Here is a 15,664-nt window from a genome sequence, read left to right as displayed (position 1 = left end):
AGTTACCCCGATCGGGGCGATAGTGGCCGCGTCAGCGAGCCAAGATGCGACGGCGCCGGGTGCGAGCCTGGTGGCGGTGAGTAGCATGGTGGGCGGCGCAGCGGTCGGAGCGTCGGCTGGTGTTGCCGGCGGTGCGCAGCTGGTTGCGACCAGCAGCATGGCGCCGGGCGCAGCATCCGGCTCCCGGTCGGCTGCGGCAACTGGCGCGGCGCTCGTTGCATCGAGCTCGATGGCGCCCGGGGCCGCAATTGGCGGCTCTTCAGGTGGGACAATCCCAGGGGTGGTAACTGTGCCGGCATCCAGAACTGCGAAGTTTGCAGCGAATCCGCGCGTCGCTGTGTTCAATACGACGCGGCCGGCGTCTTTGACAAAAGGCGCACTGGACGAGCTGTGGTTTGTCGGCGACTTCACCAGAGACCTGGCGGACGCCTCGACGACGGCGGTGTCGGTCGTTCCGGTATCCGCCGGCGTGGCCGTGCTCGAGGGTCCGGGACTTCAAGGGGCGCTCGGCCTTGTCAAGCTGGGCTCGATGAGCTCTGGGTCGGCCTCCTTCACGTTCCGGGTGACCTGCGCGAACGGCGAAGTGTTCGATCGAACCATCCTCCTGACGTCGGTAGATGACCGCCTGTGGGTGTTCGGCAAGGATCCAGACGACCAGCGCTTCTACGCGTTCGACTTTGCTGCCGACCTGGCGCTCAGTGCGAACACCACGTTGGCATCGGTGGGCACGCCCATCGTCGTCGGCGTGACCGCGCTCTCGGTGCCAAGCATTCAGGGATCGCAGGTCGTCATGAAATTCGGTGGCCTGTCGGCGGGTGACGCAGTCAACTCGTGCGGCCTGCCGGTCACCTTCGCCAACGGCGAAAAAATCTATCGCTCAATTTACTTCACCAGGGAGGACCACTGATGATCAACGCTGCTGACCTCCTGGCTGCGCATGTCCGGACTGAAGGTGGGACGAGGATCCCTCCGCAGCCGGCCGATCCGGCTAACCCGGTCGAATACGCCGTCGCCCCAGCGGCGAACGGCGCGCTTCCGATTGGGGGCCGCCCCCCGGCAATCCAAGGGAGTGCTCGATGACCTTCAAGATTGTTGTGCGCCCGACCGCTCTGGCTGTGTCGATGCAGGAGGCGCAATCGAACGCGCGCGCCGACGTCGGCTCGGACGGCACTTCGGCACTTGACGCCGACATCGTGCGCGCCATCCGGACATACACCGCAGAAGCCGAGACCGAAACGAACCGGCTGATCATGGAGCAGACCTGGGAGTTGACGCTCGATGCCTTTCCGGCAGAGCGCTCGATCAAGCTGTACAAGCCGCCGCTACTTGCCGTCGACTGGGTCAAGTTCTATGACGTCAACGGCGAACAGCGGACGCTCGATCCGGCCGACTACCAGGCCGACGTCAAGACGGATCCGGGCTACGTCGTGCTCAAGCCCGGGCGCGCCTGGCCGGCGACGGCCGACATGATCGGCGCAGTGGAGGTGCGCTTCCGCTGCGGCTACGGCGCAAATGCTTCCGCGGTGCCCGATGGCATCTCCGGCTTCATCCTGGCGCGCGTGCAGGAGCACTTCGAAACCGGCGGCCAGCCGAAGAACGAATACATCAGGCGGCTGTTGTGGTCGGAGGTCTACTACGCATGACGATGAACCACCGATTCACGCTGCTGCAGCCGGCCACCGGCCGCGACGCCGCCGGCCAGCCGTTGGGCGGGTTCGAGGCGCTCGGCGAGCGCTGGGGCGACGTCCTTTTCCAAACGGGTGCGGAGACCATGCGCGCGAATACCGAGGTGGTGATCAAGCGCTGTTCGATCCGGGCCAACTACGACCCGGCCGTCAACGAGTCCTGGCGCGCGCGGTACCTGGGCGTCGAGTACGAGATCAAGTCGGCTGTGCCGGATTCGAAGGACCGCCGGAAGATGTTTCTGGTCTGCGAAAGCGTCAAATGATCGGTTTCGACACCACCGACTTACTGCGCGCTGTGCAAGAAACTATTGGCCAGATCACGCCGGATGAGGGCGTTCTGCGCGCCATGGGGGTCTCCGGTGCCGAGATCTTCCGGGAGGAGGCGAAGCATAACGCTGCCTCGCATGCCAAGACCTGGACAATCCACCGCAACATCATCATGAAGCACCTGCCAGAGGACTCCGACGGCGCTCTGCGACAGGCCTATCTGGTCACCGTCCGCAAAGGTAACTTCGGAGGCGGCGACGCGTATTACTGGTCCTGGGTCGAAAAAGGGCACAAGTTCGTGCCCAAGAACACCAGGATCGGCAAGCGCGGCAACAAGATCGGCTGGGCCGCGCATCGACGCGCCGCCGAACTCGAGTACGGCACCGCCAGCGCGCCGGCTTACCCATTCATGCGTCCTGCATACGACAGCAGGAAGAGCGATGCGGTCAATGCCATGTCGCTGACGCTCAAACAGCAGCTGATAAGGAATGCAAACCGATGAGCGTTCACGTTTCTGTGCAGGCCGCAGTCGGCGCCTTAGCCAGCGGCCGGGTCTTTCCGCTGGTTGCCGATGAGGACACCGTCGTGCCATACGTGGTCTTCCAAGTCGTTGGCGGTGATCCGATGAGCTTTATCAGCGGTGATCGACCAGGCAAACAGGAGCGCCGGGTGCAGTTCAGCGTGTGGGCAAAAACTACGCTTGAGGCGCATGCGATCGCGGCGCAGATCGAAACTGCATTGTGCGCTACGGCTGAGCTGCAAACCGAAGTGCTGACCATCGCCGTCGACGCCTTCGACGAAGTCACAAAATACCGCGGCGCGAGGCAGGACTTTTACTTGTTCTGCTGATCGCCTCGCTGCATAACCAAGCCGCCCCGAGCAATCCGGGCGGCTTTTTCATGCCCGTTCGGGCGCAATCCCTCGGCCGAGACCGGCTGGAAAGGAACCACTTTGATCCAACTCCCGAAGGGCACGACCTATGCCGTTGCCTCCGCCTACCTGGCTTTGATCGCCGTTTCGGCAGCCAGTAACGCATCCGAGTGCGTGCTCACGACCGCAACCAACACCTACCAAGCTGGCGACGTTGTCGAGTTCACCAGCGGCTGGACCCGTGCCAATCTGCGCGTGTTCCGCGTCAAGGCCGCGGGCGCCACGAGCGTGACCCTGGAAGGCTTCGATACCACTTCGACCAAAATTTTCCCGGTCGGCGGTGGCGTCGGCTCGCTGCGCAAAATCTCGGCCTGGACCCCGATTCCGTATATGAAGGCGTTCGAGGTGTCGGGCGGCGATCCGAAGTACGCAACCGAGACGTTCATCGACTATCCGGACGAGATTCAGCTGCCGGATGGCTTCTCGGCGGCCTCGGTCTCGATGACCATCGCTGACGATCCGTCGTTGCCGCATCACGCTGTCCTGCAGGCGGCGACCGACGCCCAGGCTGTTACCGCAGTGCGCGCAATCCTGCCGTCCGGCGCGCCGCTGTTCTACAACGGCTTCCCCGGCTTCAATCCGAACCCCACGATGAGCGGCGGTGCAATGACCGTCAAGTGCGGCCTGGCGCTGCAGGGCCGCGTGGTCCGCTACGCCTCGTAAGTGTTTGCCAGCTGGCACTGAATCGTCGGCGCCGGCCTTCCAGCCTGCGGGGTAGCTCCTCGCAGGTCTTTTTACCTCTTTGAAAGACAATATCATGGCGAAAATTTCCCTCGATCCGAACCCGACCTTCAAAGCCAAGGCCCCGATCCATGTCCCGGGTGGCCGTAAGGCCGAGATTGAATTCAAGTTCAAGTACCGCGATGCGGACGAATTCAAGGAATTCACCGAGAAGCTGGAAGGGCGCTCGGACGTCGATATCCTGATGGACATCGCTGTCGACTGGGATCTGGACGAGGCTTTCGACAAACAGAGCGTCGAGAAGCTGACCAAGAAATACATCGGCTCGGCCCGCTCGGTCCTTAACACCTATGTCGACGAGCTGACCGGCGCCCGCGCAAAAAACTGATCGACGTTGCGACAGCCCTCTACACGCCGGAGCCGACCGAGGCAGAACTTGCGGTGGCCGGCCTGACGCGTGAGGACGTCGCAACGTCGATCGAGGTGTGGCCGCAAACCGAACGAGCTTTTAACCTTTTCCGGAGCCTGCGCACACAATGGCTGGTCGGGATGGGCGGCCCGGTTGGACTCAACTTCGTGGTGGCCTATCACCGCATGGATCGCATGGGCCTGGCGGCGGCGGAATACGACCAGCTTGACCAGGACCTACAGATCATGGAAGCGGCGGCGCTGCAGGTGATACACGAGCAGATTGAAGAGCGCGCCCAGCGCAGTGCTCGCGAATAACACAGCATTAACAAAGCCGCCACAGCGCGGCTTTTTCATAGGTTCGCCATGTCTGACATCGTCAACACCGCAACAATCAAGGTAGTCGCAGATGCCACGGGTGTCGAAGCTGGTCTTCGCCCGGTCGATGACGCAGTCGCCAAGACCGGTAAGAATCTCGAAAACCTTGGCGCGACTGCGAAGACCACAGCCAAGGTCATCGAAGAGGCCGGTAAAGGGATTGACTTCCGACCGGTTGACGACGCAGCCGAAAAGGCCGGTAAGAATCTCGACAACCTGGGCGCCACCGCCAAGACCACCGGGAAGGTGATTGAGGAAATCGGCCGCGGCCCGGGCTTGACTGGGATGGGCGACAGCGCTGGCGCAGCCGCGACACGCGTCGACCGCGCCACCAAGAATATGGCCGAGTCGATTCAGCGTGCTATCCAGGCGCAGACCGCATTGGCTGCCGGCGCCAAGGGCACGGCCGAGAACTACGCTGCCTTGGCTCAGGTGCGCGGCGTGAACGTTGATGCGCTCAAGCCGCTGCTCGCCCAACTGGATGAGGCAAAGCGCAGGGCCACGGAAGCCGCTGACGCTTCCCGCCGCCTCGATGAGTCGACCAAGTTTCTGGCGGACCTTAAGTCGCGAACCGACGGGATCGGCAAGAGTGCCTCCCAGCTCGCTGAGTTGCGCGCCGCGCAATTGGGGGTGTCCGATGCGGCCGGCCCGATGATCGCCAGGTTGCGTGAGACCGAGGCCGCTGGCGAAGGCGCGTTCGGTAAGCTTAGTGACTTGGCCGGCAAAGCAAAGGCTGGCCTGCTTGCTGTTGCTGCTACTGCGGCCGCCACAGTCGCTAGCCTTGCTGTCATGATCAATAAGTCACTTGATGATCTTGGTCAGCTCGACGATATGGCGCAGAAGACTGGCGCAAGCGTTGAGAGCCTGTCCAAGATTCAGAAGGTAGACGCCGTTTTCGGCAATGGCATGGACGGGGTGAGCAGTGCGCTCAACAAGCTCGCTAAGGGCATGGCTACTGTTGACGACGAGTCGAATAAGACCCAAAAAGCGCTCGGCGCGCTGGGCTTATCGTCGAAAGATGCATCCGGCAAGTTGCGCGATCCTGTCGAAGTCTTGGTAGACGTCGCGAAGAAGCTGCAGGACTACAGCGACGGCGCCGCCAAGGTCGCACTCGTCACTGACCTGGTCGGGAAATCTGGCGCCGACATGCTGCCGTTCCTGAACGACCTGGCCGAAAACTACGACAAGGTGGGGTCGGTGTCAGCGGAGGCGGCATCGGCCGGCGCTGCATTCCAGGACCAGATGGGATGGATGAAGCTCCGGCTCAAGGAGCTCTTCACTACCGTTACGATCGACGCGCTGCCGGCGTTAAGCGACCTGGCCGGCGCATTCTTGGACGTCTACAACGGTCAGAAGGATCTCGGCAAGCCGGACACGAAAAAGTGGGCTGACGAAATTGCGCAGGCGATCGCGCAGGCAGCTGACGCGGCAGCCGTCCTTGGCCGCAGCATTTCGATCATCTGGAACAGCCTAAAGGCGGTTCGAGCAGACATCAATCTGATGTCGACCGTGCAGGAGAATTCGAATCCCTTCAAGGTTGGCTACAAGCTCGCCACCGGCGGCACGCCGCTTGCTGACATCAAGAAGGCGTTCGCTGATCGAAACAAGGTGGTCGAGGACGCCAACAAGACGTTGGCCGATCTGCTGTCCAAACCGCTGCCGGAGTTCGAGAAGGCGTTCTTGGCGCGTGTGGCGGCGCGCGGGAAGGAAGCCACGGCGCCGGCGGGTGATACTCCCAAGCCGGACCTGAAGTACGAAACCGGCAACGATCCTGCGGCAAAAGCTGCCGAGGCCGCGGCAAAGAAAGAGGAGGCAGCCTATGCCAGCGTAACCGCCGCCATTCAGGCCAAGATCGAAGAGAACAAGCTTGAGATCAAGGTTAGCCAGGATGCCACTGAATCGCAGAAATTGCAGATCAAGGTTGATCAAGAGATCGCCACTGGCAAGCTGAAGCTGTCTGATGCGCACAAGCAGGTCGTCCAGGCGAAGCTTGACGAGTTGGCCGTTTCGGAGAAGGAATTGAAGGCCAACCAGGTCGGTCGGGAGGTTGCGAAATACGTCACTGAAAGTACGATCGCCCGTGCGCAGCAAACCGCCGCACTCGCCATCGAGTATGAGATGTATGGCAAGACCGCCGACGCACGCCAGTTGGCAATGATTGCGATCAAGGCAGAGGCCGACCTGGAAAAGGAACTGGCTGCGCAGCGCCTCAAGGGTATGACACAGGAGCAAGAGGCGCAGTTTCGAGCCGCGAAGGACGCCCGAGTAGCGCTCGAGCAAAGCGCCTTAGGTCAGACGAAGGCGCTGCAATACGCCGCTCAACTTGATGACCAGAACAAGAAGTTCAACCTGCAGTACATCGCCGACGCTAAGGCGCGCGCCGCCGCCGAACTGGCGATCGACTCCGAGGTGTGGCAAGAGCGGATCCTGAATGCTGGCAACGGCACCCTGGCGCAGAAGCAGCTGCAGATGAATTTCGACGAGTGGTACGCCAATCAGTCGGCAAAGCCATTCCTAGACGAGCAAAAGAAAACCTGGGATGGCATCGAGTCGGCGGCGCACGATACGTTCCTGAGCATTGAGAATGGGGCGAAGTCGGCCGCCGACCGAGCGAAGCAGGCGCTGAAAAATGGCCTGTATGAATGGCTGTGGCAGATGGCCCTGAAGCCGATCTACCTGGACATTCGCGCCGCCTTTACCTCTTCCGGGGCTTCCATTCCCGGGATGGGTGATGGGGTTGGGTCGGCGGCGGGCGCAATCAGCTCCAATCCATTGATCGGTGCGGCAAGCGCGGCGTCGGCTGCCTATAAGGCGCTCTCTGGTGGATTCGCTGGGCTGTCCGACATGGTCGCTGGCGGCGTGCAGTCGGCGATGACGACCATGGGCTACACGCCACTGGCGTCCTCGGGCTTGGCCACCGCATCGGGTCAAGCGCTGACGCCGCTGGCGAGCATGGCCGGCACCGCAGCAAGCTATGGCGCCGGCATCATCGGTGGCCACTACATCGGCAATGCCATCGCCGGCGACTACAGCATCAACCACGGCCAGGCGGTGACCAACATTGCCTCTGTGGCCGGCGCGATCATCGGCGGCCCGATTGGTGGTGCGATCGGAGGTGCTATTGGCGGTCTGATCAACCGCGCCTTCGGCATGGGCAGCAAGGAGATTGGCGACACCGGCATCAGCGGCAGCATCACCGCCGGCGGCCTGATGGCGTCGAGCTATGCGAAGTACCACCAGGATGGCGGCTGGTTCCGGTCCGACAAAAACGGTACCGACAGCAAGTCGCTTTCGGCCGACGCGCTGGCAGCGATCTCCAATGGTCTCAGCCAGATCAAGGCTGTTTCGTCGAGCTTTGCGACCAGCATCGGCGCCGACGCCGCCTCGATCGCAAATTACTCGAAAACGTTCGACATCAACCTGGGCAAGGACGGGAAGATCGAGGACGGCGTCACCAAGCTGCTCAGCAGCGTCGGCGACGAGCTGGCAACCCGGTTGGTGCCGAACATCGCCCAGTTCACGAAGTCGGGCGAGACGGCGTCCAGCACGCTCGAGCGCCTGGCGGGAGACTTCAACGCCACCACTCAGATGGCTCAGCTGCTGGGCAAGACTGCGGTGGAGGCGTTCGGATCGGCAGGCATCGCGTCAGCAGCAACGCGCGAGCGCCTGGTCGATCTGGCCGGCAGTGCTTCGAACTTGACGTCGTGGGCCTCGACCTATGCGCAGAACTACCTGACCGAACAGGAAAAGCTGGCGCCTGTGAAGAAGGCGGTGGACGAGGCGATGTCGAGCCTGGGCCTGGCGTCGGTCACCACGCGTGACGAGTTTAAGCGGGTGGTTGCTTCGCTGGACCTGACCACTGAGGCGGGCGCAAAGCAGTTCACCTCGATGATGCAGCTGGCGGATGCTTTCGCCCAGGTGCACGCCGCCACTGAGACGCTGACGCGGAGCGAGTCGGACATCGCGTCGGAGCGGTCGAGCCTGCAGGACCAGCTTGACCAGCTGACGATGACGTCGACGCAGTTGCTGAAGAAGCAGCGGGATGCACTTGCCGAGGCCAACCGGCCGCTGTTCGACATGTTGCAGACGGCTCAGAAGCTGGCTGATACGTCGAGCAGCCTGAGGACTTTCCGCGATTCGGTCCGGTCGCTGTCCGACAGCCTGTCGACCGGCAGCCTGTCGGTGCTGACGCCTGAGCAGCAAGGGGCGGAGCTGAAGAGCCAGTACGAGAGGATCCGTGCGGCTGCGATGGGTGGCGACACCACGGCGCAGGGCAAGTTTTCGGATGCACTGACCGCATGGCTGACGGCTTCGCAGAAGCTCAATGCTGGCGACACGACGTATCAGGCCGATTTTGCGCAGGGGCAGAAGGATGCCTCGGCTGCAGCAGCATGGGCAACCGGTCAGATCGATAGTGCTCAGGCGCAGTTGAACGAGATGAACTCGCAAACCCTGGCACTCAAGGGGATGCAGAACACACTCGATGCCGCCAACAAGATCCTGGACACGATCGCGCAGAACACTGGCCCGGCGCCGATTCAGTCCGGCTACGTTCTTAGCAATGCAATCTCGGTGATGGGTACCGTGCTCGGCACCGCTATCAAGGCGGTGCAGTCCGAGGTGGCAAGCCTGCGGAAGGATCAGGACGCGCAGACCGGCAACACCATCGCCGCGAACGCCGAGGGTCAGCAGGCTATCGTTGATAGCGTCAAGAAGGGCGCATCGAAGGCCGCAAATACCGTAGAGAAGGTAACTCTGGAATGACAATCTCTGATGAGCAATACGCTGCGTGGCTCGATGACTCGACCGCGCAGCGCGTGACCCTGTACCGCGTCGGCTGCGTGAGCGGCGGTGTGCAGGTCACACGGCGGCTGTCGAACCGGCATTTCACCGGGTCGGCGGCCGCGCCTTACTCGGCGGTCATCGCCAAGGATTTGGAAATCGCTCGCTCGATCTCGATGGATGGGGATGCAAAGCTGTCGGCCGGCGACGTGGAGGTCTGGAACGTCAGCGGGGAGCTCGATTCCTGGTTCGCCGATGTGTGGGCAAACCAGCGGGTCGAGGTCTACGTTGGCGATGCCCGGTGGGAAGAGGCGGATTTCCGCCTGTCCTTCGTCGGCAACCTGGCGGACATCGCCTATGGCGCCGACGGCAAGACGGCGGTCCTGAAGTTCCGGGACGCGCTGCAGCGGCTGAACACCCCGCTGTCGGAAGCGAAGTTCGCCGACGGCACGCTGATTCCAGGGGCTTTCGGCGAGGTGCCCAACGTGACGCCGGTTTATGACCGCGTCACGGGCCGGTACTACTACCACTGGGCCGCCGCCGAGGGGCTTATCGAGCCACGCAATGACGGCGTCCCTCGAACGGTGGATGTGACAGACGAGCCGACCAACGGCCGCTTTTCGTTCAACGCCAACACGGTCGGCACTATCACATGCAGCGCCCAAGGCGACAAGACCGGAGGCATCTACCGGAATCGAATCGCCCAACTGGTCCAGCTTTTCGCTACGCAGTACGGCAAAGAGTCAACGCGCATGACAGCCGACGACATCGACACGCTGAACTTGACGCTGTTCGATGCTGCGAACCAGCAGCCGGTCGGCCTGGCCATCCTCGACCGCACGAACGTGCTCACGGCGATGGCGCTGATTGCATCGAGCAAAGGCGCTCAGGTTATCCCGTCGATGCTCGGCAAACTGCGACTAATCCAGTACGCGATCCCGGCCGCAGCGTCGCTGAGCATTCCGCGTTCGATGCAGGTCCAGGACTCGCTCGCGCCGGTGGCGCGCTCTACGGTGGCCGCCGCAGTGCAGATCAGGTATTGCCGCAACTACACGGTACAGCCGAATCTGCAGACCTCGCCACCGCCGGAGCACCGGCAGATGTTCGCGACCGAGTGGCGCAGCTATACCGCAGTCGACGCGGCGACACAGGCGGCCTACCGCCTGTACGCCGACCCGGCACCAATCGATACCTGCCTGCTGACGCCGGCCGACGCCCAGGCCGAGGCTGAGCGTCGCTTGGCGATCGTCAAGGTGCCGCGCACGACCTACCGCGTCGAGCTGACGCCGGCCGGCATGCTGGTCGAGCTGGGCGAGGCGCGCAACCTGTTCAGCGACCGGTTCGGCCTGGACGCCGGCAAGCCCGGCCTGGTCACCAGTCTGACGACCAACTTCGGCAACTACGCCGTCACGGCGGAACTCACTGTGTAAGGACAGCATGGCAAATCTTCGCATCATCGCCAGCAACGCGGCGCGCCGGGCTACGCTTACCGCCAGCAGCACGGCCGGCCTGCTGGGCGTCGCCAACCTGGTCGCCGACAAGAAGTCCGACGTGTGGCGCGCCACTGGTGCGTCGGCGAGGATCAGCGGCACGTTGTCAGCGCCTGAGGTCGCGTCCGGTGCGGTGCTGCTCGGCAATTTCTCGCCGACGGCCACGATGCGCGTGCGCTTGTCGAACGAGGCGAGCAAGACAAACCTGCTGACGTACAGCGAGGCCTTCGGCGATTCCAGCTGGGAAAAGGTCGGCCTGAACCTGTCGGGCGGCGTGGCGGCGCCGGATGGCTCAAACAACGCGTTTGCTGTCACGGCTACCGGTTCCGACCCGTATTTCGACAAGACGCTGACCCTGGCGCCCGGCACATACACCTTCTCGATCTTCCTGAAGGGCATCGGCGGCAGCGTCGGCAAGGCGCCGAATGTCTGGTTCTGGAACATTGGAGGCCTAGGCGGCTTTGTCTCGGCAGTCGATGCGCGGCCGCTAGCCAACGGGTGGGTGCGCTACGCCGCCACCTGCACCGTCGCAACCGGCGGCAGCTACCGCGTGCGCGTCGATGCGCCAGACTCGGCGAGCGCCGGCGATGTAGTGCACATCTTCGGTGCACAGGTTGAGAGTGGCGCGCTGTCGTCATATTTCTCCAGTGGTGCGTCGCAGGGCGTCAGGCCGGCCGGCTACATCGACGCCTGGCAGAGCTACGACTGCGATACCGGCTTGGTGCCAGCCTGCCCGGCGCCGGCGATCCAGCTGGAGGGCTGGACTGCTGCGCAGTCGGCGAGCGCCTACGCCTATGGTGGTGGCGCCTATGCGCGCGCCTGGTTCCCGGAGACGCAATTCCGGGCCTTCGCCATCGACCTGGTCGACACCAACAACCTGCAGGGCTACATAGAGGCGTCGAAACTGGTCATCGGCCGGTACTGGTCGCCGCCCTATGGACTGACGTCTGTTTCCGCGACGGACGTGGATGCGACGACGCATTACAGCACCGCCGCCGGCGACCTGCCGAGCCGCGCCTCGACGATAAGCAAAGAGATTTCGATCGAGATGAGTGCGCTGGCACCGGCGGATCGCGCGCGGCTCGCCAGCATCCTGCGCGCCAGCCGGGCGTACCCGATCTTCGTGAGCGTGCGCACCGGCGACCCTGATCTCGATGCAGAGCGGGCGCACACCGTCCTCGGGAAGCGCATGGGCGATTCTGAGGTGGCGCTGCAGGCCGCTGAGCGGTACGGATCAAAAGTCACTGTTCGGTCAATCTGAAGGAGCTGCATGGCTACTGTAGTCAATTTCATCGACGTCACGCTGCGCGGCGCGGCGGCGCGCACGGTCAACCTGGCGTCGGCGCAGATCCTGCTGACGGCGTCGGCGCCGGCCTTCCACGTCGATGCCGACGGCGTGATCACCCCAGCGTCGATTACCTTCACGGCGACGCGGATCGACATTGATGCGCCCCTGGCGTTCAACTGCACCGGCGCCACACTGACGAACACCACCGCCACAACCGTTACACTGGCCGGCGCCGACATGGTCGGGTCGAGCGCGACGGTCATCGCCAGCGCGACCGTCAACGGCCAGACCTACACTGGGCCGTGCACGATTTCGAAGTTCAAGGATGGCAAGGACGGTGTGGATGGCGATGGGGCAAACCTCACCGCGGGCGATCTGAAGGCTATCCTCGAAGGGCAGATCACCACCGACCAGCTTACCGCGGCGCTGACCTCCCGCATCGGCCTGATCGACGGCGGCGCCGACGTGGCCGGCAGCGTGACGGCCCGCGTCAAGGCCGAGACCGATGCCCGCATCGCTGCAATCTCGCAAGCGTCAACCGACAACCGGACCTATGTCCAGCAGTTCACCTACAGCCAGCAGACGATCAACGATTCGTTCTCGGCGTTCGGGACCAACATCCAGGCGGCATACCAGGGCTATGCGAACGGTGCGGCCGACGGCGCGCTGGCGGCGGCGAAGTCCTTCGCCCAGTCCTATTCGTACAGCAAGGCTGATTCCGACAGCTCGCTCACGGCGACAGCAAACCAGCTGCGCTCCGAGTTCGCCACGCTAAACCAAGGCGCTGGCGCGACCGTGGCATGGGTCCAGGAATACGCGTACAGCAAGGCGCAAGCCAACGACGCAATTGCGTCGGCAACGCAGCAGTTGAGCACGACAGTCGCCGGCCACACGTCGACGCTCGAAATCCAGGGCCAGTCCATCAGCGGCCTGGGCGCGCAGTATACGGTCAAGATCGACAACAACGGCTATATGGCCGGCTATGGCCTGGCAAGCACGGCCATCAACGGCGTGCCGACGAGCAGCTTTATCGTGCTGGCCGATCGATTTGCCGTGGCGCTGCCGGGCCAGTCGCCGAAATTCCCGTTCGTCATCGGCACCGTAAACGGACAGACCGTGATCGGCCTGCGTGGCGACGTGGTCCTCGACGGCACGCTCAACATTCGGGCCACATCAGGGCTGTCTACAGCCATTGACGCAGCGTCAGCCACCTCGACGTGGGCGGGCACTGCCGGGCGCCCCTCCGACGAAGCGATCCGCAACAACCTAGTCGACTTGTCTTCGTGGGTGCGACTTGGCAGCATGCCATGGCCGGCCAACGGCGAATATAACGTGCTCGCCAATTCGTTGGCGGACTTCGGCGTTCAGGGGCCGAAGGGCGTGGACGACGTCATCTGGTACGCGGAAGAAAAGCAAATCAATAACAACCCGAATGGGGATAACCCGAGCGGCGGCTGGAGTGATGCACCCATTACGCTCGATCCGACGAAAAAATACAGATTTGTATTGCCGATCTTTCGCCGCGCGGGTTCAGGGTGGGCGTATTGGGGTCTTCGCAACGTCGCGTCTTTGAACGGGAGCGCCATCGTCGCGGACAATAACCCATATTTCGCGTCAAGCAACAGCTTGACGCTGGGTCGCTGGTATCTTTTTGTGGGCTACATCTTCCCGGCAAACTCGGTAGGCAATACCAACGACAGCGCCGGCATATGGGATTGTTCGACCGGCGAGAAGGTGGCGGGCGGCACGAACTACAATTTCATCCCTGGCACCGGCACTATCTACCACCGGGCTTATCAGTATTACGCATCAAACGGGGCGCAACAGCTTTTCGGACGCCCAATGGTGAGCCTGATGGATGGCGCTGAGCCGAGCCTGCGGGAGTATTTTGCGGCGTCGGCGCTGCTGAATAACCAGCAGCAGTGGGGCGACGTCAAGGGATCAAACAAGCCGCAGGACAACGCCACCGTTGGCGCGCCGGCGGGCACTAAGGTCGGTGACACGGAAGCGCAACAGGTGGTCGGCTGGGCTTACTCGGGCGCTGTGGCGTTGTCGCAGGTTCAAACCAAAATCGATGCAAACGCCAGCAACATCCTGCGCGCGCCGATCACCATCACCACCGGCGGCGGCGTGGTGGTTGGCTCGCTCAGCTATGATGCCACGACCGGCCTGCGCGGCGGCGGCAGCGGTATCGCCATCACGCCCTTCGGAATCATTGGTCACGATGGATCGAACTACACGTTCGCGATCTCTGCTTCCGGCCAAGCTCAATTCGGGGGGCAACTTACAGCCGCGTACGGCACTTTTGGCGCCCTTCGCATTGCTAGCGGCGGCTACATCGCACAAGGCGCGTATAGCGGGGCATGGGCATGGCCTGCAAATGGCGCCGGAATGGGCTTCCTCATACACCCGAACGGCATTTTGCTCGGCAATGCGAACGACCCGACGAAAGGCTACATTCAGCTTGACGCCAATCTCGGCGAATTACATATGCCGGGATTCGACTATGCCGGCCGTCAATTGACCTTATCGAACCCGGTCATCATAAATCCACAGTTGACCCTTGGTAATCGCACGGTGAGCATCAGCAGCCCCTCGGGAACTTCGTTCACGCACGGCAGGACCACGACCGGGGGCTACTGCGGCTCGCACACGGGCAGCATTTCCGGTGCGGTAAATCCGTCGTACCTCTGGACCATCACTGGCTACCCCGGGACGCAAATGATTATCAGCGGCGCGTCGTCGGCGACCTGCGGCCTGTCCGTCGTCGGGCCAGGCGGCAGGGACACCGGGGGCGGCCCGATCGATGCCTCATATGATCTTACCTGCACCGTAAGCGATGGCGGCGTAACGAAATCCTCTACTCAAACCATATGGGTGACGTTCACATGACGCAATACCTTGGACTGACAAGCGACAACCGAGTCGACCATATCGCCGGCTGGATCGACCCGCCCGACATGGCTGGCCCGCTGGCGCCGCCGCCGGCGGATACGGACGAATACACATACGTGCGGTGGGATCAGCCTGTTCGGCTGGCGGCCAACACGTCGACCGAAGTGCACAAATGGGTGAACGGCGCTCCAATATGGATCGAGACGGCGCCGCTGGAAGTCGTTGCTGCGCGCGCGATCGACCAGATCGACAGCGCTGCCGACGCCGCCCGCATAGCGGTGATCGCCAAGCAGACCAACACGCCGGAATACCAGCGAGCGGAAGCCCAGGCGCGCGCCTTCAAGGCGGCCGGCTACCCGGTCGACGACGTGCCGCGCAATGTGGCTGGCTGGGTAGCGGCGAAGTGGCGCGACGAGATGACGGCGCAGGAGGCGGCCGACGACATCATCGCCACTGCCGACCGCTGGTACCAGCTGCTGGACGACATCCGCGACATGCGGCTGGCTGCGAAAGAAGACGTGCGTCACGCCACCGATAGTGCTGAGGTGGCCGCGCTCGCCCGGCGGCTTGAGGCCGGTTTATACACTTTGATGGTGGGGGCCGAATGAGCCGACTGCGTGAAGTAGCGATTGCTTTCGACCAGCTGGCGAATGCGATCCTGGGCGGCTACAGCGACGAGACGATCAGCGCTCGCTGCTGGCGCCTCCGGGCCGCCCGACCGTACAGCATCCTGAGGCCCATCGTTGATGGGCTTTTTTTCTGGCAGCCGGAGCACTGCCGCGCCTCATATGAGGCCGAGCGGACGCGCTCGCAGCTTCCGCCCGAATATCGCTGATCCACCCCGACCCGCTCCGGCGGGT

Annotated in this window: 14 protein-coding genes; all 14 read left to right on the top strand. The window is 63.0% G+C overall.

Translation table 11 applies throughout. The features are described 5' to 3' along the window. The first annotated feature begins 85 nt into the window (after positions 1–85). The 14 genes from U1H99_RS15985 (at position 86) to U1H99_RS15920 (ending at position 15,639) form a co-directional block, all read left to right on the top strand. The gene (locus tag U1H99_RS15985; protein ID WP_323142718.1) at positions 86–907 is read left to right on the top strand and encodes a hypothetical protein; all 822 of its coding nucleotides are present in this window, start codon (positions 86–88) and stop codon (positions 905–907) included. 169 nt (positions 908–1,076) lie between these two features. Beyond that, the gene (locus U1H99_RS15980) at positions 1,077–1,643 is read left to right on the top strand and encodes a head-tail connector protein (RefSeq protein WP_323142717.1); all 567 of its coding nucleotides are present in this window, start codon (positions 1,077–1,079) and stop codon (positions 1,641–1,643) included. Between the two features lie 2 nt (positions 1,644–1,645). Beyond that, positions 1,646–1,948: a phage head closure protein gene (locus U1H99_RS15975; RefSeq protein ID WP_323142716.1), complete on the top strand. Its 303-nt coding sequence runs from the start codon at positions 1,646–1,648 to the stop codon at positions 1,946–1,948. Then, positions 1,945–2,454 carry an HK97-gp10 family putative phage morphogenesis protein gene (locus tag U1H99_RS15970; protein WP_323142715.1) on the top strand — a complete coding sequence of 170 codons (510 nt, stop codon included), beginning with the start codon at positions 1,945–1,947 and terminating at the stop codon, positions 2,452–2,454. The genes U1H99_RS15975 and U1H99_RS15970 overlap by 4 nt, the downstream gene beginning before the upstream one ends. Then, positions 2,451–2,801, top strand: coding sequence for a tail completion protein gp17 (gene gp17, locus U1H99_RS15965; RefSeq protein ID WP_323142714.1), 351 nt, complete (start codon positions 2,451–2,453; stop codon positions 2,799–2,801). The genes U1H99_RS15970 and gp17 overlap by 4 nt, the downstream gene beginning before the upstream one ends. Positions 2,802–2,903: 102 nt before the next feature. Then, positions 2,904–3,545 carry a phage tail protein gene (locus U1H99_RS15960; RefSeq protein ID WP_323142713.1) on the top strand — a complete coding sequence of 214 codons (642 nt, stop codon included), beginning with the start codon at positions 2,904–2,906 and terminating at the stop codon, positions 3,543–3,545. Between the two features lie 94 nt (positions 3,546–3,639). Continuing rightward, complete coding sequence (locus U1H99_RS15955) at positions 3,640–3,951, top strand: phage tail assembly chaperone (protein WP_323142712.1); 312 nt, start codon at positions 3,640–3,642, stop codon at positions 3,949–3,951. 53 nt (positions 3,952–4,004) lie between these two features. Further along, positions 4,005–4,289 carry a DUF1799 domain-containing protein gene (locus U1H99_RS15950; RefSeq protein WP_323142711.1) on the top strand — a complete coding sequence of 95 codons (285 nt, stop codon included), beginning with the start codon at positions 4,005–4,007 and terminating at the stop codon, positions 4,287–4,289. Positions 4,290–4,337: 48 nt separating this feature from the next. Further along, the gene (locus tag U1H99_RS15945; protein WP_323142710.1) at positions 4,338–9,113 is read left to right on the top strand and encodes a flotillin family protein; all 4,776 of its coding nucleotides are present in this window, start codon (positions 4,338–4,340) and stop codon (positions 9,111–9,113) included. Further along, positions 9,110–10,561 (top strand): hypothetical protein, encoded by a 1,452-nt coding sequence (locus U1H99_RS15940; RefSeq protein ID WP_323142709.1) that lies wholly within the window; start codon positions 9,110–9,112, stop codon positions 10,559–10,561. The genes U1H99_RS15945 and U1H99_RS15940 overlap by 4 nt, the downstream gene beginning before the upstream one ends. A gap of 7 nt (positions 10,562–10,568) precedes the next feature. Further along, positions 10,569–11,882: a phage head spike fiber domain-containing protein gene (locus tag U1H99_RS15935; RefSeq protein ID WP_323142708.1), complete on the top strand. Its 1,314-nt coding sequence runs from the start codon at positions 10,569–10,571 to the stop codon at positions 11,880–11,882. A 9-nt stretch (positions 11,883–11,891) separates the two neighbouring features. Beyond that, positions 11,892–14,801, top strand: coding sequence for a phage tail tip fiber protein (locus tag U1H99_RS15930; RefSeq protein ID WP_323142707.1), 2,910 nt, complete (start codon positions 11,892–11,894; stop codon positions 14,799–14,801). Next, positions 14,783–15,412 (top strand): hypothetical protein, encoded by a 630-nt coding sequence (locus tag U1H99_RS15925; protein ID WP_323142706.1) that lies wholly within the window; start codon positions 14,783–14,785, stop codon positions 15,410–15,412. The genes U1H99_RS15930 and U1H99_RS15925 overlap by 19 nt, the downstream gene beginning before the upstream one ends. Beyond that, positions 15,409–15,639 (top strand): hypothetical protein, encoded by a 231-nt coding sequence (locus U1H99_RS15920; RefSeq protein WP_323142705.1) that lies wholly within the window; start codon positions 15,409–15,411, stop codon positions 15,637–15,639. The genes U1H99_RS15925 and U1H99_RS15920 overlap by 4 nt, the downstream gene beginning before the upstream one ends. The last annotated feature ends 25 nt before the right edge of the window (positions 15,640–15,664 follow it).

The sequence above is a fragment of the Massilia phyllosphaerae genome, assembly GCF_034659755.1.
Taxonomy (GTDB): Bacteria; Pseudomonadota; Gammaproteobacteria; order Burkholderiales; family Burkholderiaceae_D; genus Telluria; species Telluria phyllosphaerae.
The sequence above is the reverse complement of the archived record's forward strand: the minus strand, read 5'-3'. Positions and strand labels throughout refer to the sequence as shown.

Coding starts and splice junctions, on each gene's coding strand:
- U1H99_RS15920 (WP_323142705.1), top strand. CDS start 15,409: ATGAGCCGACTGCGTGAAGTAGCGATTGCTTTCGACCAGCTGGCGAAT.
- U1H99_RS15940 (WP_323142709.1), top strand. CDS start 9,110: ATGACAATCTCTGATGAGCAATACGCTGCGTGGCTCGATGACTCGACC.
- U1H99_RS15955 (WP_323142712.1), top strand. CDS start 3,640: ATGGCGAAAATTTCCCTCGATCCGAACCCGACCTTCAAAGCCAAGGCC.
- U1H99_RS15930 (WP_323142707.1), top strand. CDS start 11,892: ATGGCTACTGTAGTCAATTTCATCGACGTCACGCTGCGCGGCGCGGCG.
- U1H99_RS15985 (WP_323142718.1), top strand. CDS start 86: ATGGTGGGCGGCGCAGCGGTCGGAGCGTCGGCTGGTGTTGCCGGCGGT.
- U1H99_RS15935 (WP_323142708.1), top strand. CDS start 10,569: ATGGCAAATCTTCGCATCATCGCCAGCAACGCGGCGCGCCGGGCTACG.
- U1H99_RS15980 (WP_323142717.1), top strand. CDS start 1,077: ATGACCTTCAAGATTGTTGTGCGCCCGACCGCTCTGGCTGTGTCGATG.
- gp17 (WP_323142714.1), top strand. CDS start 2,451: ATGAGCGTTCACGTTTCTGTGCAGGCCGCAGTCGGCGCCTTAGCCAGC.
- U1H99_RS15945 (WP_323142710.1), top strand. CDS start 4,338: ATGTCTGACATCGTCAACACCGCAACAATCAAGGTAGTCGCAGATGCC.
- U1H99_RS15970 (WP_323142715.1), top strand. CDS start 1,945: ATGATCGGTTTCGACACCACCGACTTACTGCGCGCTGTGCAAGAAACT.
- U1H99_RS15975 (WP_323142716.1), top strand. CDS start 1,646: ATGAACCACCGATTCACGCTGCTGCAGCCGGCCACCGGCCGCGACGCC.
- U1H99_RS15925 (WP_323142706.1), top strand. CDS start 14,783: ATGGGTGACGTTCACATGACGCAATACCTTGGACTGACAAGCGACAAC.